We start from the raw sequence: 18,708 nt of genomic DNA, 5'->3' as shown, positions 1-18,708 counted from the left end.
CATCACCTTCGACGCAAAGGACCCGTCCATGCCGATCCGGCTCGCGACCCAATCCATCGGCGATGCCCTCGTGGCTTCACTCCGCGAACGGATACTCACGGACCAGATCTCCGTGGGCGCTCCACTGACCGAGGCGTCGGTCAGCACCGATTACGACGTGGCCCGGCAGACGGCGAAGGCAGCGATCGAGCGTCTGGTCGGCGAGGGACTGCTGGAGCGCACGGCTCACCGGAGCGCGCGCGTCCCCGAACTGGACGAAGCACGGGTGCGCGACCTCTACTTCGCACGCGGGGTGGTGGAAGTGCGCGCGTACCAACTCCTGGCGAAACGAAGGCTGTTGACGGAAGAAGTCGGGCGGGCACACAAGGTTTTCCGGGCGGCGGCGTCGGGCACCGACGTCGCCTCGATCGTTCAGACGGACGTGGAGTTCCACCGCGCCCTGATCGACAGCCTGGAAAGCGAAAGGCTCTCACGGGCCCACCGGCTCATCATCAACGAGAACCGGCTCTGCCTCGCACAGGTCCAGAACGCCCATCTGCTCGGCCCGGAGGAGATCACGAGGGAGCACGAGGGCATCCTGGCAGCCATCCGGGACGGCGACCCTCTCCGCGCAGGAGAACTCGGACAGCAACACCTCGAACACGCGGAGCGCAAACTTCTGACACACCTGCAGGGCTGACGGCGCATCAGAAGCTCTGGTGGTCGTTGAGGGGACGTACACGCTTACGGGCGCTTGAACGACTGCGGCTCAGGCGCGTGCACGAGGTCGGCGGCTGAGCTTGTTCCGCTTGACGGACACTGTCGGTGTGGTGGCCAGGCCGCTGTGGTGCGGCTTCGCAGTCGGCGGGGGTTCGGTAGCCGAGGTCGCTGTGCAGGCGTTCGGGGTTGTACCGGTTCTCGACCCATTCGAAGATCGCGGCGCGTGCGGCGGCTTTGCCAGGCCATGGGCTGTCGCAGGGGAGCCCCCTCTTGAGGGTGGCGAAGAACGACTCGGCCAGCGCGTTGTCCCAGCACTGGCCGGTGCGGCCGACGGACACCCGGATGCCGAGGTTGTCGGCAAGTTCGGCGAATTCACGGCTGGTGTACTGACAGCCGCGGTCGGAATGGAAGATCACCGAGGCGGGTGGGTGGCGCCGATGGCAGGCCGCGCGCAGGGGGTCAGCGACGAGGCTGGTGCGCGGGTGGTCGGCGGTGGCCCGGCCGACGAGGCGGCGGGAGGTGATGTCGATGACGGTGGCCAGGTAGAGCCAGCCCTCGTGGGTGGGGATGTAGGTGGTGTCGCCGCACCAGCGGGTATCGGCGGCCGCCGGGTCGGGCTGGAAGTCGCGGTTCACCAGGTCGGGGCGGAACGGCACCGCCGGGTCGCAGGCCGTGGTGCGGTGCTTGCGTCGGCAGTGGCGGCCGGTGAGGCCGGCGGTTCTTATCAGGCGGGCGACTCGTCGGCTTCCACGGACGGTGCCCTCGCGTTTCAGGGCGGTGTGGGCGCGCGGGGCGCCGTAGGTACCGCAGGACGCCTGATGGACTGCGCTGATCCTTCCGCTCAGTTCCGCATCACGCAGTGAACGGGCGCCGGGGATGCCGGTGCGGCGGGAGCGGAAGGCAGCACGGGAGATTTTCAGCAGCTCACAGACGCATTTGACGCTGCGGCCTGCCTGCTTCTCCGCCTCGATGAACGGGTCGGTGTTGACCGGGTCTCCGTCGTGAAGAAAGCCGTGGCCCGCTTGAGGACCTCGACATCTTCGCGCAGACGCCGGTTCTTGCGGCGCAGTCGGGCGAGTTCCTCGTTCCCACTACTGGTCAGCCGGGGTAGCCGGCCGGCGTCGGTCTCGGCCTGGTGGAACCGCAGCCGCACTGCGGTCTCCGTCAGGTCGAAGTCCTCGGCGATCTGGCCGATCGAGCGGTCACGCGCTGGTACAGCTCAACGATCTCAGCCTTGAACTCCGGCGTGAACGAGCGGCGGGGACGCGGCTTCTTCTCCCCATGCTCTCCATGACGGACATCCTTCGGGGCGACGCCCCCTCGAGCCGGCATCCAGCGCGTCGAGCCGGCTGTCCTCATCGGGAGGACGCTGACCGCCTGGATGGGCGGACCTTCCGGCGCGGGCAGAGGTAGTGACCTCGGGCGCGAGGCGAGATTCGCATATCTGCGAAATCCGGCGTTGACAGCCCCACAAGCCGTCTGTACCGTCAGGTACGGACTGTACTGAATAGTACACACTGAACCATGTAGTACACGCCTTGCTCTCGAAAGGCGCCATGATGTCTCGTCCTCCCCTTCCCCCGTTCACTGAGGCCACCGCGATCCAGAAGGTCCGCGCCGCCGAAGACGCGTGGAACACTCGTGACCCCGAGCGCATCTCCCTCGCGTACAGCGAGGACAGCTGGTGGCGTAACCGCTCGACCTTCGTGCAGGGCCGCCCCGCCATCGTCGATTTCCTCGTCGGCAAGTGGGGCCGGGAATTCGACTACCGCCTCATCAAGGAGCTGTGGGCATACACTGGCGACGTCATCGCCGTGCGCTTCGCCTACGAATACCATGACGCTACCGGCCAGTGGTTCCGCGCCTACGGCAACGAGAACTGGCACTTCGACAAGGACGGCCTGATGACCCATCGCCACGCGAGCATCAACGATGTCGCCATCGATGAGTCCGAGCGCAAGTTCTTCTGGGACGCATCCGGTCCCCGCCCGGCGGACCACCCCGGCCTGAGCGAACTCGGACTGTAATGGCACGGACAGTCCTCGACCGCTCGGACGTCGTCCGCGCCCTCGCCGGCGTCTTCCGCAAGCGAGGTTTCGAAGGCGGCTCCCTGTCGGTCATTCAGCAGGAGACGGGCGTCGGCCGCGGCAGCCTGTACTACTTCTTCCCCGAAGGGAAGACAGACATGGCCGCTGCTGTCCTCGAGCAGGTCAGTGAGTGGTTCGAGGAACGGATCTTCACCCCCCTGCGCACCGCCCACGACGCCACCGAGGCGATCGAAGCAATGTCGCAAGAGGTGGCGCAGTACTTCACCTCGCGCGAGCGCGTGTGCCTGTTCGCCGCGATGACCTTGGGTGAAGAACAGGACACGTTCGCCGAAGCGGTGCGCACCTACTTCACCGACTGGGTCGACGCCCTCGCAGGAGCGCTGCGCACCGGCGGTCTCTCATCTCAGGAAGCGGCAGACCGCGCGCTGGACGCAGTCGCAGCAATACAGGGCGGGCTGATCTTGGCCCGTGCATACGGCGATGACGCGACTTTCCTCGGAATCGTCGCCCGCACCGAGCAGCGCCTGCTCGGTCCCACTCGCTGAGCGGACGCCCCGAACCGGCGCCAGTCAGGCGACCGGTCCGGTCCGCTCCCACTTCACAGCACCCGCATGCGGCTGATCGCTCAGCTGCATGCGGCCTCTACCTCCGACCGGTCGGCGCCCCCGGGCCGGCACGCCTTGCCGCTGCCGTCCTACCGGCGCAGCTCACCGTCGCGGCGAAGCCGTCGAGACGCCATGCGTGCCGCCAAATCCCGGCGGCACAGACAAGGAGTAAGACATGCCGTTCGTCACCACGCAAGATGGCACCGAGATCTTCTACAAGGACTGGGGCCCGCGCGACGCCCAGCCCGTCATGTTCCACCACGGTTGGCCGCTGTCCTCGGACGACTGGGACGCGCAGATGCTGTACTTCCTCGCCAACGGCTACCGCGTGATCGCCAGCGACCGTCGCGGACACGGGCGTTCCTCCGACATCGGTTCCGGTCACGACATGGATCACTACGCCAGCGACGTGGACGCGGTCGTGCAGCACCTGGACCTGCGCAACGTTGTGCACATCGGACACTCCACCGGCGGTGGACAGGTCGCGCGGTACGTGGCGAAGTTCGGCCAGCCCCAGGGCCGCGTCGCGAAGGCGGTACTCGTCGCGGCGGTGCCCCCACTGATGGTGCAGACCGCCGAGCACCCCGACGGTGTTCCCGTCTCGGTCTTCGACGGCTTCCGCGACGCTCTGTCGGCCAACCGGGCAGAGTTCTTCCACGCGGTGGCCTCCGGCCCCTTCTACGGGTTCAACCGTGACGGCGTCCCGCTCTCGCAGCAGGTCGTGGACAACTGGTGGCGCCAGGGGATGACGGGAAGCGTCCTTGCCCACTACGAGGGCATCAAGGCGTTCTCGGAAACCGACCAGACCGCAGACCTCAAGGCCATCACCGTACCGGTGCTCGTCCTACAGGGTGACGACGACCAGGTCGTCCCGTACCAGGAAGCCGCCCTCAAGCAGGCGGAGCTCCTGCAGGACGCGACCTTGAAGATCTACGAGGGTCTGCCGCACGGAATGCTCACCGTGAATGCCAGCGACATCAACCCTGACATCCTCGCGTTCGTCCAGCAGCCCTGACTGCACTTGAGCCGAGACGTCCACGATCATCACCCGCCGAGCGCCCGATGATCGTGGACGTCTCGGCTCAGCCGTCACCCCCCTACCGACCACGTGAAGGCCACGCGGTCGCGAGAAGTCGGCATCCTCCTTGTCGATCGGCAGCAGCGTGCCGTCCAGGACCACGAATGCCTTGGTCGAGGCCGTCTTCACCGCTTCGGCGAGGGTCGGTGCGAAGGCGGCCGGGACCTCGACCGCTTGGACGATGTATCGGTAGGCGGTGGTGGTGCCGACGCCGAACCCGGCCGTGAGCTGGGCATAGGTGTGCCCGGAGCGCAGGTGCGTGAGCACGAGCAGCGCCTGTCGTCCGGCGGGCAGTCGGCGCCATCGTGTTCCGCGTTCCCGGCGGCGGGCCCGCCGGACGGGCAGTCAGGCAGCGCAGGGTCGAGGTGGACACACGAGGCCGGACGGGTAGACAAGCGCGCGGAAGCTCCTGGCTGGACAGTTGATCTCGACAATCACCCGTCTACCAAGAGCTTCTTCACGCCGGGACACCGCCCCCAGCCCAACTACTCGCTTGCCACGTCAGGTTGGAAAGACCTCAGTGACTCTCGAATTCCGGCGCGCATGGTCTCGGCAGACTGCGAACGATCACACGCCCCCCGGGCTCCACCATGCGCGTGCCGGACCGGGCCGGGCACGCGGCCCGGTCCGGCACGCGGACTGAGGTTGGTGGGCAGAAACGCCGGTCAGGAGTGCCTTGCGGCCAGGAGGCCGACAGCGTGCAGCCGCTTGTTCGAACAGCGGGCGGCCCAGGCGACGACCAGGAGCCCCAGTGCCAGGAGCGGGTAGCCCATGGCAATCTTGGCGAGGCCCAGCGAGCCGGCCTCGTCACTGTCGTAGAGCCACCGCTGGATGACGAACCGGGCGCCGAAGATGGCGGCCAGCCCCCAAGTGGCGACGTCGAAGTAGAACCGCGAACGCTTGTCCGGGCGCCAGACATTGCCCTTGCTGGTGGCCGTGTTCCAGAGCACGCGGCCAGGGGCCAACGCATCAGCACGGAGGCGAGGAAGAGGACGGCCCCTCCGAGGCTCGCCCAGATGCCGATGAGGAAGAAGTCCTTGCGGAACCGGTGTATCAGATGTCCGAGGCGCTCCGGTGCCATGAGCTCGAACCCCGGGCACCCCGGCCGCTCGGAGGAGAGATCAGCTCGCCAAACCGTGCCGGTAGGCGTAGACAACGGCTTGGACGCGGTCGCGGAGGTCGAGTTTTGTGAGGATACGGGAGACGAAGGTCTTGACGGTCTCTCGGCTCAACTGGAGGGCTGCGGCGATTTCGCTGTTGGAGCGGCCGTCCGCGATGAGGCGCAGCACCTCCAGTTCGCGGGGGGTCAGCGGTATGTCCTGCGGGGCGCTCCCGGTAGGGCGGATGCGAGCGGCGTACCTGCCCACGAGTTGTCGCGTCACTTCCGGGTCCAGCAAGGCGGCGCCCGTGGCCACGGTGCGGATCCCGTGCAGGAGTTGAGTCGGCGGTGCCTCCTTGAGCAGGAACCCGCTCGCCCCCGCGCGCAGCGCCTCGTAGACGTATTTGTCCAGGTTGAACGTTGTCACCACGAGCACCTTGACGGGATGCGGCACCGCGGCACCGGCCAGCAGGCGGGTGGCCTCGATGCCGTCGAGCACTGGCATACGCACGTCCATCACCACGACGTCCGGACGCAGCCGGTCGGCGAGGTCGACCGCGGCTTGGCCATCGGCGCACTCGCCGGCCACTTCCAGGTCGGGCTGGGCGTCGATGATCGTCACCAGCCCGGTGCGGACCAGCACCTGGTCGTCGCAGACCAGGACCCGGATCGGGGCTGTCACGACGGGCTCCCAGCAGGTATGCGGGCCCATACGGTGAAGCCGCCGCCCGGCTGCCCGCCCGCGGTGAAGTCGCCGCCCAGGACGTCGACCCGTTCGCGGAGCCCGGCCAGGCCCCGTCCGCACCCGCCGGGAGAGGCGGCCTGCGAGTCGGAGCCATCCGTGCCGACCTCCACGGTGATCTCCCTTGCGCTGTGCTGTACCTGGACGGAGGTGCGGCTGCCTCGGGCGTACTTGAGGGCGTTGGTCAGGGCCTCCTGCACCACGCGGTAGGCCACCAGGTCGGCGCTGCCGGTCGATTCCGCCGGCGTGCCCTCCTCGGTGAACTCCACCGGCTGCCCGGCCCGGCGCGTCTGCTCCACGAGGGTGAGGAAACGGCCGACGGGCGGCGTTCTGGCCTCGGCGCCGTGTTCCGGGTTGAGCAGGTCGAGCAGGTGCCGCAGATCGGTGAGGGCACGCCGGCCGGTGTCGGCGGTTGCGGTCAGCGCCTGATCGAGGCGCTCGGGCGCGGCGGTCAGATAGCGCGCCGCCTCGGCCTGCACGACCATCGCCGTCACATGGTGCGTCACGACATCGTGCAACTCGCGGGCGATACGGGTGCGTTCCGCGGTGCGCGTCTCCTCCGCGACCCGTCGGCGGCGTTCGGTCTCCGTTCTCCTGGTGGAGCGCAGCCACGCCCCGATGCCCCACACCAGGGCACACGCCAGGTAGAACGTCACGAACTCGCCCCATCCCTCGGGGCCGAGCCGGGCGAGGGCGAGGGAGAGCGGCACGTACGCCGCGGAGAAGACCAGCATGGTGGCGCGCCGGTGCCATTCCAGATGGGCTCCCGCGCTCAGCAGCGCAAGGGACAGCCCGGTGCCCGCGAGCGTGTGGTAGCCGCGAAGCTGGTCGGCGGCGAAGCCGAGAAAGGCCAGGGCGAGACAGCTGACCGGCCACCGCCGCCGTATGGCCAGCGGGAGACATTGCAGCGCGACCGCCGCCACGGCCAGCGCATCGAAGCGGCGGTCCGGCAGACCTCCGACCTGCGTCCCGTAATTGTGGAACGCCGGCATGAACGACGGAACGAGCAGCAGCAGCGCGAGCGGGAGATCCCGGACTGTGACGTCGAGGCGGCGCCACCGCTCCTGGATCCGCCGATAACTTGTCACCGGGGGAGTGTAAGGGCGGTGTCGGGCCGGTCGGCGCGTCGGGTGCGGGGCTTCAGGTGACCGCGGCGGCGGGCCAGCCAGAGGAACGCGAGCGCCGCAAGCACGCAGAACAGCACGGAGAACACACTTCCCTCCGGGCCGAATTCACCGCCGGTGACAAGGTCCGGCCCCTTCGCCGCGGTATCCAGCAGTCCCTGGTTGGCGCCGTTGCCGGAGACCTCGCTGCTGAAGATGCCGGCTGCGGCGAAGTTCCAGCCGAAGTGCACCCCGATCGGCACCCACAGCTTGCGGGTCGCGATGTACGCCGCGGTGAGCATGCCGCCCGCCTCGATCGCGACGGCGAGAGCGCCCCACAAAGTGGCGTCCGGGTTCGCCAGGTGGTAAGCGCCGAACAGCACAGCGGTCAGCGTCATCGCGATCCAGGTGCCGGTACGTTCCTCGACGATCCGGAACAGGACGCCACGGAAGAGCAGCTCCTCCGTCACTGCGGCAGCGGCCATGAAGCCGACGATTCCCACCACTCCGGTCGTCGAGCCCCGGCCGTTGAACTCGTAGTACCCGTTGGTGGCGAGTTGCAGGATGACGAGCCCGAAGACCGCGATACCGATCAGCGTCCCCAGGCCGAGCGTGGGCGCCGCACCTCTCGTGGCCACTTCCACGGGCGAGCGGTGCTCGGTCCGACGCACGACCCACCCGTAGACGAGCAGGGCGAGCACGGCTGTCACAGTGCCGACCGCGAGTGTGAGCCACGGTTTGCCGTCCACCGCCGCGATCCCCTGGCCGCCGAGGAAAGCGACCGCCGCGACGGCCAAAAGCTGCCATACCACTCTCATGAAAACTCCATCTCAGAATCCGCGGCTGGGCCGCCGCGGTCGTGCGGAACGCCAGGCAGCCGGCCACTCGGCTTGATCACCACGCGGTGGACACTTCCGCGTAGCTCGCACGGGGGACAACGCGACCCAGCCCTTGATATGGGCCCCTGCGCCGAACGTCGTCGTTGCCCACCCAGAGCGCTCTCACTTCTGTAGGGCGGCTGTTGCCGCAGGGGTCGCTAGGCGAACGAACCACGCTCGTGCGCACCCGACTTGGGCGCCCCGGACCGCTCGTCGCAGTGCTGTTCCCAGGGAGAGGGCGCGGACCGGCCGTGCCCGGCATCGACGCCCGCCTCCGCCGCTCGGCGCTCGCGGGATCGCCCCAGCTCCCGCAGAACGATCTTTAGGCCGCTCACCGCTGTGCCTGCGCCTTCGCGGGGTCACCGGCCTGTGAGGTGACGCGCTCAATCGCCCGGACGGCAACTTCAGGCTGATCGAGGTAGATGTAGTGCTCGCTGTTCGCAGCGGTGCTCAGGTTGCTGCGGTTGGAGACCGCGAGCCACTCGTGCTGGCCCTGGGACCACGCCTGCTCCATGCCCGGCCCGTACTCGGGAACCTTCGCGAGATACCGCTTCCCGTGCTGGACCACCTCCACCGGAATGTTCCCGGCCGAGCGGACCTTCCCGTCGCGGACCGTGAGCTTCTCGGGGCCCTTCCCCTGAAGGATCGCGAGGGTCTGGGCACGCAAGTCGGCCGCCGGGCCGGTGGCGGACTCGGGTATCTCCTTTGTGAGATCCGCGTTCTGTGTCGGCGAGGTGGCGTCCATCAGGACCAGCCCTTTGACCTTGTCCCGATGGTCGGGGGCGTACCGGGCGGCAATCAGCCCGCCCAGCGAATGCCCGGCGAGAACGACCGGAGCCCCACCGGCGACCCGATCGATCACCCCGGTCAGCACCTTTCCGCTGCTTTCGAGGGTCTGAGGCCCATCCGGCTTGTCGCTGGCGCCTGCGCCGAGCCGGTCGTAGGAGCAGACCCGGTTCTTCTTGCTCAGGGCCTTCTGGAAGGTGGCCATCTTCTTCAGCCCATCGCCACCACCGTGCATCAGGAGGATGACCGGCCTGCCGCCCACCGGATCACCGGAACACGACACGTTCACCGACCGTCCGTCGACCTTGATCGTCTTGGCCCCGGCGAGCAAGACCTCACCAGCCGTCCGCTCCGTAGCAGGAGCGGTCCGGGAAGCGGAGGCATGCGAATCCGCCTTTGAGGAACTTTCGCAGCCGACAAGGCCGACGCCGGCCACGGTGCAGCACAGCGCGAGCACAGCAGGCGCTCGGCCATTGCGGATCATTAATGCTCCTCAGAAAGAGAATTGATGCCCAGAGGGTCCGGTCACGGAATCGTTGGCCGAGGCCGGCTGGAACGCTACGGATCCGCTGCGCCCGAATCGTCACCACGCAGTGGACACCTGCTTGTAGCTCTCGCAGGGGACCGAACCGCCCCGGTTCGACAGAGATCTCAGGTTGTGGCTGTGACCTGGAGCTTTGCGGATTCCATGTAGTGGTTGGCCTCGTACTCGACGGGCGGAACGTGGCCTATCTCACCGTGGAGCCTGCGATGGTTGTACCAGTCGACCCACTCGGCGGTGGCCAACTCGACCTGGGAGAGTGACTTCCGGGGCCGCTGGGGCTTGGTCGACTCGGTCTTGTACAGGCCGATCGTCGACTCCGTCAGGGCGTTGTCGTAGGCGTCGCCGGCCGAGTCGATGGAGGCGGCTGTGTCGGCCGCGTTCAGATGCTCGGCGAGCTTGAACGACGCGTACCGCGACCCGGCGTCCGAATGATGGGTCAACTCTCCTGATCGGACGGGGTGTTGGTCGCGGTCGCGTTGCCGCACGGCCACCTCGAGAGCGTCCAGAACGAAGACGGTCTCCTTCACGGTGGCCGCCGACCAGCCGACGATCCGGCGGGAGAAGGTGTCCACGACGAACGCTACGTAGACGGTGGCGGACCACGTCTTCACATGGGTGAAGTCCGCCACCCAGCACCGGTTCGGTGCGGAGGCGATGAAGTTGCGGTCGACCAGGTCAGGGGCTCGCTCAGCAGGCCCGCCGGGGATCGCGGTGATGACGCGCTTGCCGCGGACGGCGCCGGTGATGCCGAGTTCGCGCATGAGGCGCTCGACGGTGCAGCGGGCCACGGCATGTCCCTGCCGGTCCAGTTCGCGCCAGATCTTCCGGGCCCCGTAGACGCGGTGGTTGGACGTGTGGACCTCCTGGAGCCGCTCTTTGAGTTCCCCGTCGCGCACGGAACGGGCGGAGGGCGTTTCGAGGCGTTTCTTGTGGGCGTAGTACGTGGAAGGGACGATCCTGCAGTCGTGCCCGGTGAGGGTTGGTGCAGATCGGCTCGACGCCGCCGAAGCGGTCCTGGTGCTCGGCGATGTCTCTATTCGAACCAGGGCGGTTCACCGGCCGGTGTCCCGTCATCGGCAGCCACCGGTGCCGGTCGCGGAGCCGACTTCGAGTGCCGGCCGGGCAGCCTTCGCGGAGGTGACCTGGCGGGAGGGCTCGCGCGGCCCAATGTCCTCCCGCTTCCTCCCACTGTCGGTCCGGCTGGCCGGAGCGCGTCCGCGCCGGATGACCAAGTCAGCGGCGGTGGCCGAGCACGGCCGGTGGGACGGCGTCCTGCCCGGGCGCAGCCGCTGGCCGAATGGCCCGAGGGTGAGGACACCCCGACCCGCTTCTGGCTGTCCGACCTGCCCGCCGCTACTCCGATCCCCGACGTGGTCCGGCTGGCGAAGATCCGCGTCGAGCACGACTACCGCGCACTCGAACACGGCCTGGGCCTGGACCACTTCGAGGGCCGCTCCTGGACCGGCCGGCACCTCCACGTCACCCTCGCGACCGCCCTCCCGCCTTCCTGACCGAACAGCGCCTGGCCCCAAAAGTCCCCGCACCGGCCCCACCCTCTACCAGGTCCTCGACGCGCTCCAGGACACCTTGAGGTGCTGGACCGGCATCTGCGCCACCTGCCAGCAGCCCCTGCCCCGACACCGCAGATCAGCACCGACCTGACGGAGTCCTGCTAGCCGACCGTGCTGAAATTCCTGACCTTCCTGACCAGTTGACAACTTCCGGAGGTACGACAGAGGCAGACGCCGAGCGCCCCCGGAGGCCGTCGGTGTTCCACCCACCACCGACCACCCACCACCGACCCCCGCACTCCGCACTCCGCACTCCGCACTCCGCAAGGGGGCGTCGGGGAACGCGAGCAGCCGGTCGGCGGCGCGTGCGCGGGCCGCGCCTTTGATGGGCACGCACTTTTCGGGGCACAAGTAGTGGCCAGATCCGGTAAACGTGCAGCTCGGCAGGTTCTCCACGGCGAACACACCTCGCAGAGTGACTCAGGTCACACAGTGACGGGTAGCCATGTGCGTCACTTAATGCCAAGCTGTCACTACGTGACGACAGGGAAGACGTCCCCTCACCCCTACGCGCCCGGAAGAGATGATCACCGTGAACACCACGATCACCGAGGAGTCGGCGACCGACATGCAGGCGAACCGCACGACCGGTCATCGTCAGAAGAAGTCCGCTCTTGAGCAGGCCGGCGGCACCAAGGGCATGGTCTACTCCGCCATGCCCGCCCTGACCTTCGTTGTCGCCAACAACGCCCGCGGACTGAAGTTCGCGATCATCGCGTCCGTCGCCCTGGCCCTGGGCATCACCGTGGAACGCCTGGCCCGCAAGGAATCGCTCGCACCGGCCTTCGGCGGCCTGTTCGGCGTCGCGATCGCCGCAGGCGTCGCCTGGTGGACCGGATCCGCCAAGGACTACTTCGTCATCGGCATCTGGGCCAGCCTGGCAGGCGCCATAGCCTTCACCGCCTCGGTGTTCGCGCGCTGGCCGCTGGCCGGCTTGATCTGGAACTCCGCCACCGGCAAGGGTCACGTCTGGCGCGCGGACAAGTACTCGCGGCTCTACTACGACATCGCCACCCTGGTCCTGGCCGCCATCTTCGCCGCCCGCTTCGCCGTCCAGCAGTACCTGTACCAGGCCGACGAGGTCGGCTCGCTGGGCGTCGCCAAGATCCTCATGGGCTACCCGCTCCTGGGCATCGGCCTCCTGGTGGTCGCCTGGGCCGCCCGCGCCTCCGACAAGCGGCTGAAGACAGCCGGCCTGCTGCCCGCTGGCCGCCGCTGACCACGAGGCCACGCACCGCACCGCACACAGCACTCCGCCACTTGCCGGCCGGTCCCCTTCGGGGTCCGGCCGGCGGTGCGTTTGCCCGGCGACAGGAAGCACGTGCCTGTCGCCGGGCCTCGGCATCGCCAGACACCGGCGGGCGTCGGCACCGGCATCGCCAGACACCGCCGGTTCCCTCCGGGGCGCCCGCGAACAGGGCACGGTCCGCGTCCTGTTGAGAAGGAAGCAGCTCTCGCCCCTTCGTCACGCGAGGAGGAGCCGCGGTTCGGTCCATGACGCCCGCAGCCGCCCACCGTGATCCGGTGGGCGGCTGCGGTGCGGCGCGGGGGCAGACGATCAGGTGCTGCGCGGGCCTATGCCGAGGTGCTCGTTCAGGAAGCGTTCCGCGGCACGGTAGAGAGCCACGGCGTTGTCCTGGTTGTCGAAGAGATGGCCCTCGTCCTCCATGAGGATGTACTCCACCGGGGTGCCGCGTTCCCGGAGCGCGTCGACCAGTTGGTCGGACTCGGCCTGCGCGACCCGCGCGTCCTGGGCTCCCTGCACCACCATCAGCGGCTTACGGATCTGGTCGACGCGGCTGATGGGCGACCGGGCCATCATCTCGGCCTCCTGGCGGGGATCCGACGGATCGCCCACGTAGCGGTACCAGTTGTAGGCCAGGTTGGCCTTCGCCTGCTCGGGCTGACCGCGCAGGAAGGTGACGAGGTTGGAGACGCCGACGACGTCGACGGCGGCGGCGAAGACGTCCGGGGTGAAGGAGGCGCCGACGAGCGCCGAGTAACCGCCGTACGAACCCCCCATGACGGCCACCTTGTCCGGGTCCGCGTACCCCTGCTCGACCGCCCACCGGACGCCGTCCACCAGGTCGTCGTGCATCTTGCCCGCGAACTCGCCCACGGCCGCCTGCGTGAACGCCTTCCCGTATCCCGTGGAGCCGCGGAAGTTGACCTGCAACACGGCGTAGCCCCGGTTGGCGAAGAGTTGGGCCACCGCGTGAAACCCCCAACTGTCCCTGGTCCACGGACCACCGTGGACGAACAGCAGCAGGGGCAGCCCGGTCGGCTCGATGCCGACCGGCAGCGTCAGGTGACAGGGCAGCGGCAGGCCGTCGCGGGAGGTGACCGTCACCGGCGTCATGGCCGCCAGGTCTCGCGGGTCGAGGTTCTCGCGCGATCGGAACAGCAGTCGGCTCTCGCCGGTGGCGTGGTCGTAGAAGTACGTGGCGGGATCCCGGTCGTGTGTGAAACTGACGACCCACCGCTGCTCGTTCTCGTCCGAGGAGAGCGCCGACACATCGCCGTCCGACAGCGTTTCGAGACGGGCCAGCACCTCGGCGAAGTGCGGATCGAGGGTGCGGATGACCTGCCGTTCCCCGAGGTAGCGCACACCGATCAGTTCGCCGGTGCGCCGTCGGCGGATCAGCGGGGAGGAGAACTGCGCCCAGACGCGGCCGCGTGGATCGAGTTCGTACGTGGGGTGGCTGTCCACCTCGGTCTCCTCGCCGGTGGCGAAGTCGATGTGCACCACCCGGGTCAGATCGCGGTTCCGGTTCGAACCGGCTGCCCGCCATGGACACCCAGATGAGCAGCGCGCTCACACCGGCGGTGATGAGGAAGGCGCCAAGGTAGTCGATCCGCACCTCGCGGCGGACAGTTGGCAGGTCGAGGGTGCGGTGCAGCAGCACGATGGCGAGGAGGGCGAACGGTACGCCGATGAAGAAGCACCAGCACCAGCCGAGCCAGGGGGTGTCCACCAGTACGCCGCCGATCAGCGGACCGGCCACCGTCGCGCTGGAGAAGATGGCACTGAACACCCCGCTGTAGCGGCCGAGTTGGCGCGGCCGGATGACCGCCGCCATGACGACCTGCGTCAGGGCGGTGAGTCCGCCCGCCCCCACACCCTGCACCACACGGCTGAAGATCAGCGTCCCGACGTCCTGGGAGAACCCGGCGACGAGCGAACCGACCACGTACAGCGCAAGCGACAGCTGTACGAGCAGCTTCTTGCTGCAGAGGTCGGAGAGCTTGCCCCACAGCGGCACCGTCGCCGTCATGGCCAGCAGCTCGGCGGTGATGACCCAGGTGTACGCGGACTGGTCGGCCCCCAGTTCGGCGTTGATCCGCGGCAGCGCGTTGGCGACCACCGTGCCGGCGAGGACGGCGACGAACAGGCCGACCACCAGCCCCGAGACCGTCCGCGACACCTGGCGCGAGGACGTGGCCGCAGCGGGACCGCCGGGAGCTAGATCGGGGTCGGGGCCGGGGTCTGCAGCAGGCTCGGGCCCGAGTTCGGGATCGGGATCGGGACCGGGTTCGTACGGTCTGGCTTTCCCGAAGGACATGAGGTTTTCCAACGTGCGAGGAGGAGGTCAGGGGCTCGGACGTACGCCCCGAAGGGCCGACGTCACTGCCCCCAGCCGCCACCCGACGGCCTCAGGACCTGGATGGAGGTCCGCAGGGCGTGCCGAAGTCCGGGAACCTGCCCGTCGAAGCACTCGCCGTACTCCTTGAGGGCGCTCTTGTACTCGCGGCGCTCCTCGCGGGAGAACACGTGGTACAGATCGCTCTCCTCCGCGATCGCCGTCATGGCCAGGTCCTCGAACGGGAGGCTCTCCGGCTTCACACCTCCCAGTACGGGCCCTCGTACCTCCTGCCGGATGGCGAGCACGTCAGCGGGGCGGTTGACGCGGACCTCGTGCTGGGAGAGCAGCGAGAGGCGCTTGAGGCCCTTGACCGGCGGTATGGCGATCACCCCGGCGTCGGTCAGTTGTTCGCGCACCGACGACTCGGCGGTGTGGGCGTACGGATGCAACAGGTCGAGCCAGTCCTTCGGATCCTCGGACGGAATCTGGCGCCAGACCTCGGCGAGAAAGGAGTCGTCGGGAGCGCCCGAGACCTTCCGGGCGGCCCTGGACCGCCGCTTGCCCTCCCGGAGCCCCACGAGCCCTCCGCCGACCAGCTGCGCGAGCGCCGCCGCCCGCACCTTCTGGCCGCGGAACTGGAGGTTGTGGGTCTCGAACTTTTCCGTGTCGACGTTGTACATGAGCAGGTACATGCGCTGCGGCAGAGTCTTGGTCATGCGGCTTCTCCTTCACGGTGGCGGTGCCGAGCGCCCGCCCTGAGGCCGAACAAGGGCTCGACGTGTCACTTGATGACAGTGTCACTAAGTGACAGTCAGTGCAACCCGCTCCCCCCGCACCACACGCCCCACGCGAGCGGGGGCTGGGAAGCGCGACAGGCTGGACACACGACCCGACCTGGCGCATCGCGTCACTTGCTGCCAGAATGGCACTTAGTGTTCCCTTGTAACTAAGGAGCGAAGTGATGGCCGAGGCGACGTCGCCCCAGCGCGGACGAGGCGGAATGAGCGAGCAGCGGCGCCATCGCGTACGTCTGGAGATCTCCCGCGAGGCGGCCCGGCTGTTCTGGAAGCAGGGCGTGGACGGCACCAGCGGAGACCAGATCGCCGAGGCGGTCGGCCTGTCGACGCGCACCATCTGGCGCCACTTCCGCAGCAAGGAGAGTTGCGCCGAGCCGATCGTGACGCAGAGCGTGGAGTGGTCCATGGACGCGTTGCGCAGATGGCCCGCCAACCTCTCACTGGAGGAGCAGTTCGCCGCCGAGACGGAGCGGTTCGGCCGCGAGGCGACCGAGGAACTACAGGTGGACATCGTCCTGGGAGTCAAGATGGTCCGCCTCGGCGACACCGAACCGGCCATCCGCACGGCCTGGTTGATGGCCTGCGACCAGGTGGAACGCGAACTGGCCGACATCATCGCCGCCCGCCTGGGGCGCAAGGCCGACGACCTGGACGTACGCCTGCACGCCGCGGCGGCCTCGGCCGCGCTCCGGGTCATCAACGAGGACGTCGGCGCGGGCCTCCTGGACGGCGTCGCCCCCCGGGAGTACGCCGACAGCCCCACGCTGATCGCGAACGCCGTACGGAGGGCCACGGGTGGAGCGGTCGGCGACGCGGTCTCGGAGAAAGCGCCTCAGCAGAAGTAGGCGGCGAGCCGCGGGGGCGACGGGCATCGAACGACACCCTCGTGGAGCCCTCCGCATGAGGCCGCCTTGCCGTGCGCGCCACTCAGTGAAACAATGTCGCTTAGTGACATCGTTGGGGAGAGTAAGGAGAGCAAGGGGCGCACATGGCTGAGGGCACGCACCGCGCGCGCGGCATGAGCGAGCAGCGGCGCCGCCGGCTGCGCCTGGAGATCTCCCGCGAGGCATCGCGCCTGTTCTGGGAACGCGGGGTGGCGGGGACCAGCGGCGACCGGATCGCCGAGGCCGTGGGCCTGTCGACGCGCACCATCTGGCGCCACTTCCGCAGCAAGGAGAGTTGCGCCGAACCCATCGTGGCGCAGAGCGTGGCCTGGGAGTTGGCGGTACTGCGCAACTGGCCGCCGCACCTCTCGCTCGAAGAGCACTTCGCCACGGAGATCAACGAGTCCGCGCGCCGGGCGAGTACGGCCGACCGTCTGGACACCCTGCTGGCGATGCGGATGATCAGGCTCGCCGACGACGAGCCGTCGATCCGGACGGCCTGGTTGATGGCCTGCGACCAGGTGGAACGCGAGATGACAGCGATCATCGCGCGACGCCTCGGCCGACCGGCGGCCACTCACGACGTACGGCTGGCAGGAGCCGCGGCGTCGGCGGCCTTCCGGGTCATCAACGAGGACATCGGCGCCGCCGCGCTCAGCGGCGTGAACCCCGGTGGGCTGACCGAGGTCTCAGCACGCATCGCGCAGGCCGTACGCACGGCCACCGGCGGCCACATCGGCGACCCGGTCCCCCCACCTCTCGTGAATCGCTGACGTGCCGGGACGCGGCGGCACCTCGCGCCCGCCGCCGGTCACCGCAGAGGGGCCAGGGCTCGATTCGACAGCCAGGCACGCGCGAATCCGGCTCGCATCGCAGCCAACCCGCGTACCACGGGCACAGCCGGCGCCACCAGGACGACGCCGACGGCGGTGTTGAAGCCGATGTCAGCGGCCTGCGAGGCGGTGCCGAAGAGCAGACCGACCGGCCCGTTCTCGGCGTGACCGCGCGGCAGGGCCCAGGACCGGAGTCCGTAGAGCAACTCTCCGACGGTCCCGAGTGCCTAGGTGAGCGCGAGGCTGAATGTCACCACCCGCAGCGGAAAGGAGAACACCACGTGCGCCAGGTCCTGCCACGACTGTCCGTCGCGAAGCGCACGCAGCATGCGCTCAACGCCGCCGCCCTCACGCCCCGGCGTCCGGTAGACGGACTCCGGCACCGCGCGTCCCGTCATCGCAGCCACCCGCGCCCGCTCGCCGCGAGCGAAGCCCCGGGCGACGGCGAGAGTGCCCACGAGCACCCGCAGGCCCAGCACCACGACGCCGGTCGACACACCCAGGGCGAAGCCGGTCACCGCGACCGTGAACGCGACGACGCCCGTCGGCAAACCCCCCAGGAGATACGCGAGTTCGCTTCCGAAGCGGCCACCCCGCCGTACGCCTCTTGGGAGCGACATATGAGGCCCTTCGGGAAGACCCCCGCACATGGGTATGCGGTCAGTGCTCTGCCGCATTCCATGGCATCCCGGACAGGAGGTGTGTGTGGTGCGACCATCGCGCAGGCCCCGTGCTGAGCCCACCGAGTCGGGGCAAGCGGTGCGGATTGCCATGTACATCCGTATCTCCACCGACGAAGATCACCAGCCCGTACAGTCTGGCGGCCCAGGAAGCGAAACTCACCGCGTACATCCAGTCGCAGCCTGGGTGGGAAGCGATCGGAGAGCCGTTCCGTGACGAAGCTTCCGGGGCCACCACTGAGCGTCCGGGACTCCAGCGCGCTCTGGCTGCCGCAGAGGCCGGGCGCTTCGATGTTCTGCTGGTCTACCGGGTGGACCGGCTGTCCCGTTCCCTCCGGGGCCTGGTCGAGATCCTGGACCGGCTCGACACTGGGGACACCGCCTTTCGGTCGGCCACGGAGCCGTTCGACACCTCGACACGTGTCGGGCGCACGCCGGTCCAGATGCTCGGGGTCTTCGCTCAGTTCGAGCGCGAGACCATCATCGATGTTGATTCGTCGGCAGCCGCCGGGACGGCCTCAGTAGCGCCGCCTCCCTCCCACCCCTACCCCTCCGATTTTGGGCCGACAGGCAACGAAGCCCTTCACGGCCCTGTGGCGAGCTCAGTGAGCTCGCGCAGAATTTTGCGAGGCGCCTTTAGAGCTCATCTTATTTGGCGAGTCTGCGGTAGCAGATGAGGGTGCAGGCGATGCTGGTGAAGGCCAGGAAGTGCTCGGCTTTGCGCTCGTAGCGGCGGTGCAGGCGGCGGCATCCGGTGAGCCAGGACATCGTGCGCTC

General features: G+C 68.6%; 20 protein-coding genes and 4 pseudogenes. 9 read left to right on the top strand and 15 right to left on the bottom strand.

What is annotated here, in order from left to right; genetic code table 11:
- The first annotated feature begins 28 nt into the window (after window positions 1-28).
- Window positions 29-679, top strand: a complete 651-nt coding sequence (locus tag ABD339_RS15000; RefSeq protein ID WP_344566186.1) for a GntR family transcriptional regulator — start codon at window positions 29-31, stop codon at window positions 677-679.
- A 7-nt stretch (window positions 680-686) separates the two neighbouring features.
- Here the strand turns inward: ABD339_RS15000 and ABD339_RS14995 are convergent, their stop codons facing one another.
- The gene (locus tag ABD339_RS14995) at window positions 687-1,670 is read right to left on the bottom strand and encodes an IS3 family transposase (protein WP_425576000.1); all 984 of its coding nucleotides are present in this window, start codon (window positions 1,668-1,670) and stop codon (window positions 687-689) included.
- A gap of 585 nt (window positions 1,671-2,255) precedes the next feature.
- On the opposite strand from ABD339_RS14995, the gene ABD339_RS14990 reads away from it, so the two are divergent.
- From ABD339_RS14990 to ABD339_RS14980, 3 genes are all read left to right on the top strand, one after another.
- On the top strand, window positions 2,256-2,726 hold the full coding sequence (locus ABD339_RS14990) for a nuclear transport factor 2 family protein (protein ID WP_425575991.1): 471 nt from the start codon (window positions 2,256-2,258) through the stop codon (window positions 2,724-2,726).
- A complete protein-coding gene (locus ABD339_RS14985) occupies window positions 2,726-3,292 on the top strand; it encodes a TetR/AcrR family transcriptional regulator (protein ID WP_344566182.1) in 567 nt (188 codons plus the stop codon). Before ABD339_RS14990 ends, ABD339_RS14985 begins: the two co-directional genes overlap by 1 nt.
- 235 nt (window positions 3,293-3,527) lie before the next feature.
- Window positions 3,528-4,367, top strand: a complete 840-nt coding sequence (locus ABD339_RS14980) for an alpha/beta fold hydrolase (protein ID WP_344566180.1) — start codon at window positions 3,528-3,530, stop codon at window positions 4,365-4,367.
- 117 nt (window positions 4,368-4,484) lie between these two features.
- On the opposite strand, the pseudogene ABD339_RS14975 reads toward ABD339_RS14980, so the two are convergent.
- From ABD339_RS14975 to ABD339_RS14940, 8 genes and pseudogenes are all read right to left on the bottom strand, one after another.
- Window positions 4,485-4,856: pseudogene (locus ABD339_RS14975) on the bottom strand (helix-turn-helix domain-containing protein); the annotation flags it as partial.
- Window positions 4,857-5,095: 239 nt separating this feature from the next.
- Window positions 5,096-5,380, bottom strand: a complete 285-nt coding sequence (locus tag ABD339_RS14970) for a DUF3159 domain-containing protein (RefSeq protein WP_344566178.1) — start codon at window positions 5,378-5,380, stop codon at window positions 5,096-5,098.
- Window positions 5,381-5,551: 171 nt separating this feature from the next.
- Complete coding sequence (locus tag ABD339_RS14965) at window positions 5,552-6,211, bottom strand: response regulator (RefSeq protein ID WP_344566176.1); 660 nt, start codon at window positions 6,209-6,211, stop codon at window positions 5,552-5,554.
- Complete coding sequence (locus ABD339_RS14960) at window positions 6,208-7,359, bottom strand: sensor histidine kinase (RefSeq protein WP_344566174.1); 1,152 nt, start codon at window positions 7,357-7,359, stop codon at window positions 6,208-6,210. Before ABD339_RS14960 ends, ABD339_RS14965 begins: the two co-directional genes overlap by 4 nt.
- On the bottom strand, window positions 7,356-8,192 hold the full coding sequence (locus ABD339_RS14955; protein ID WP_344566172.1) for a CPBP family intramembrane glutamic endopeptidase: 837 nt from the start codon (window positions 8,190-8,192) through the stop codon (window positions 7,356-7,358). The genes ABD339_RS14960 and ABD339_RS14955 overlap by 4 nt, the downstream gene beginning before the upstream one ends.
- A 218-nt stretch (window positions 8,193-8,410) precedes the next feature.
- Window positions 8,411-8,587, bottom strand: coding sequence for a hypothetical protein (locus tag ABD339_RS14950; RefSeq protein ID WP_344566170.1), 177 nt, complete (start codon window positions 8,585-8,587; stop codon window positions 8,411-8,413).
- Entirely contained in the window at window positions 8,584-9,327 is a 744-nt protein-coding gene (locus ABD339_RS14945) for an alpha/beta fold hydrolase (RefSeq protein WP_344566168.1), read from the bottom strand. The genes ABD339_RS14950 and ABD339_RS14945 overlap by 4 nt, the downstream gene beginning before the upstream one ends.
- A 362-nt stretch (window positions 9,328-9,689) precedes the next feature.
- Window positions 9,690-10,538 (bottom strand): IS3 family transposase, encoded by an 849-nt coding sequence (locus ABD339_RS14940; RefSeq protein ID WP_344566637.1) that lies wholly within the window; start codon window positions 10,536-10,538, stop codon window positions 9,690-9,692.
- A gap of 100 nt (window positions 10,539-10,638) precedes the next feature.
- Here ABD339_RS14940 and ABD339_RS14935 point away from each other — a divergent pair.
- Window positions 10,639-11,173: pseudogene (locus tag ABD339_RS14935) on the top strand (IS701 family transposase); the annotation flags it as partial.
- 503 nt (window positions 11,174-11,676) lie between these two features.
- Window positions 11,677-12,372 (top strand): DUF3159 domain-containing protein, encoded by a 696-nt coding sequence (locus tag ABD339_RS14930; RefSeq protein WP_344566166.1) that lies wholly within the window; start codon window positions 11,677-11,679, stop codon window positions 12,370-12,372.
- Window positions 12,373-12,711: 339 nt separating this feature from the next.
- On the opposite strand, the gene ABD339_RS14925 is transcribed toward ABD339_RS14930, so the two are convergent.
- From ABD339_RS14925 to ABD339_RS14915, 3 genes and pseudogenes are all read right to left on the bottom strand, one after another.
- The gene (locus ABD339_RS14925) at window positions 12,712-13,902 is read right to left on the bottom strand and encodes an alpha/beta hydrolase family protein (protein WP_344566164.1); all 1,191 of its coding nucleotides are present in this window, start codon (window positions 13,900-13,902) and stop codon (window positions 12,712-12,714) included.
- 22 nt (window positions 13,903-13,924) lie between these two features.
- A pseudogene (locus ABD339_RS14920) lies at window positions 13,925-14,578 on the bottom strand (MFS transporter); the annotation flags it as partial.
- A gap of 200 nt (window positions 14,579-14,778) precedes the next feature.
- Complete coding sequence (locus ABD339_RS14915) at window positions 14,779-15,453, bottom strand: GOLPH3/VPS74 family protein (protein ID WP_344566163.1); 675 nt, start codon at window positions 15,451-15,453, stop codon at window positions 14,779-14,781.
- Window positions 15,454-15,698: 245 nt separating this feature from the next.
- Here ABD339_RS14915 and ABD339_RS14910 point away from each other — a divergent pair, with 245 nt between their 5' ends.
- Both ABD339_RS14910 and ABD339_RS14905 read left to right on the top strand, forming a co-directional pair.
- Complete coding sequence (locus ABD339_RS14910; RefSeq protein ID WP_344566162.1) at window positions 15,699-16,379, top strand: TetR/AcrR family transcriptional regulator; 681 nt, start codon at window positions 15,699-15,701, stop codon at window positions 16,377-16,379.
- A gap of 143 nt (window positions 16,380-16,522) precedes the next feature.
- Window positions 16,523-17,191: a TetR/AcrR family transcriptional regulator gene (locus ABD339_RS14905; RefSeq protein ID WP_344566161.1), complete on the top strand. Its 669-nt coding sequence runs from the start codon at window positions 16,523-16,525 to the stop codon at window positions 17,189-17,191.
- Window positions 17,192-17,229: 38 nt separating this feature from the next.
- Here the strand turns inward: ABD339_RS14905 and ABD339_RS14900 are convergent, their stop codons facing one another.
- Window positions 17,230-17,457, bottom strand: a complete 228-nt coding sequence (locus ABD339_RS14900; RefSeq protein WP_344566160.1) for a hypothetical protein — start codon at window positions 17,455-17,457, stop codon at window positions 17,230-17,232.
- Between the two features lie 21 nt (window positions 17,458-17,478).
- Window positions 17,479-17,871 (bottom strand): sensor domain-containing protein, encoded by a 393-nt coding sequence (locus ABD339_RS14895; protein WP_344566159.1) that lies wholly within the window; start codon window positions 17,869-17,871, stop codon window positions 17,479-17,481.
- An 83-nt stretch (window positions 17,872-17,954) separates the two neighbouring features.
- Here ABD339_RS14895 and ABD339_RS33795 point away from each other — a divergent pair, with 83 nt between their 5' ends.
- On the top strand, window positions 17,955-18,608 hold the full coding sequence (locus ABD339_RS33795; protein ID WP_425575990.1) for a recombinase family protein: 654 nt from the start codon (window positions 17,955-17,957) through the stop codon (window positions 18,606-18,608).
- Here ABD339_RS33795 and ABD339_RS14890 read toward each other — a convergent pair.
- Window positions 18,580-18,708 (bottom strand): annotated as a pseudogene (locus ABD339_RS14890) (IS5/IS1182 family transposase); the annotation flags it as partial. The gene ABD339_RS33795 and the pseudogene ABD339_RS14890 sit on opposite strands and share 29 nt — an antisense overlap.

This window comes from Streptomyces axinellae (genome assembly GCF_039532135.1).
GTDB classification, from domain to species: Bacteria; Actinomycetota; Actinomycetes; order Streptomycetales; family Streptomycetaceae; genus Streptomyces; species Streptomyces axinellae.
The sequence above is the reverse complement of the archived record's forward strand: the minus strand, read 5'-3'. Positions and strand labels throughout refer to the sequence as shown.

What these genes read in the sequence shown, in the direction of transcription:
- ABD339_RS14905 (WP_344566161.1), top strand. Translation starts at nt 16,523, where the DNA reads ATGGCTGAGGGCACGCACCGCGCGCGCGGCATGAGCGAGCAGCGGCGC.
- ABD339_RS14990 (WP_425575991.1), top strand. Translation starts at nt 2,256, where the DNA reads ATGATGTCTCGTCCTCCCCTTCCCCCGTTCACTGAGGCCACCGCGATC.
- ABD339_RS14915 (WP_344566163.1), bottom strand. Translation starts at nt 15,453, where the DNA reads ATGACCAAGACTCTGCCGCAGCGCATGTACCTGCTCATGTACAACGTC.
- ABD339_RS15000 (WP_344566186.1), top strand. Translation starts at nt 29, where the DNA reads ATGCCGATCCGGCTCGCGACCCAATCCATCGGCGATGCCCTCGTGGCT.
- ABD339_RS14930 (WP_344566166.1), top strand. Translation starts at nt 11,677, where the DNA reads ATGATCACCGTGAACACCACGATCACCGAGGAGTCGGCGACCGACATG.
- ABD339_RS14985 (WP_344566182.1), top strand. Translation starts at nt 2,726, where the DNA reads ATGGCACGGACAGTCCTCGACCGCTCGGACGTCGTCCGCGCCCTCGCC.
- ABD339_RS14955 (WP_344566172.1), bottom strand. Translation starts at nt 8,192, where the DNA reads ATGAGAGTGGTATGGCAGCTTTTGGCCGTCGCGGCGGTCGCTTTCCTC.
- ABD339_RS14895 (WP_344566159.1), bottom strand. Translation starts at nt 17,871, where the DNA reads ATGTCGCTCCCAAGAGGCGTACGGCGGGGTGGCCGCTTCGGAAGCGAA.
- ABD339_RS14980 (WP_344566180.1), top strand. Translation starts at nt 3,528, where the DNA reads ATGCCGTTCGTCACCACGCAAGATGGCACCGAGATCTTCTACAAGGAC.
- ABD339_RS14910 (WP_344566162.1), top strand. Translation starts at nt 15,699, where the DNA reads ATGGCCGAGGCGACGTCGCCCCAGCGCGGACGAGGCGGAATGAGCGAG.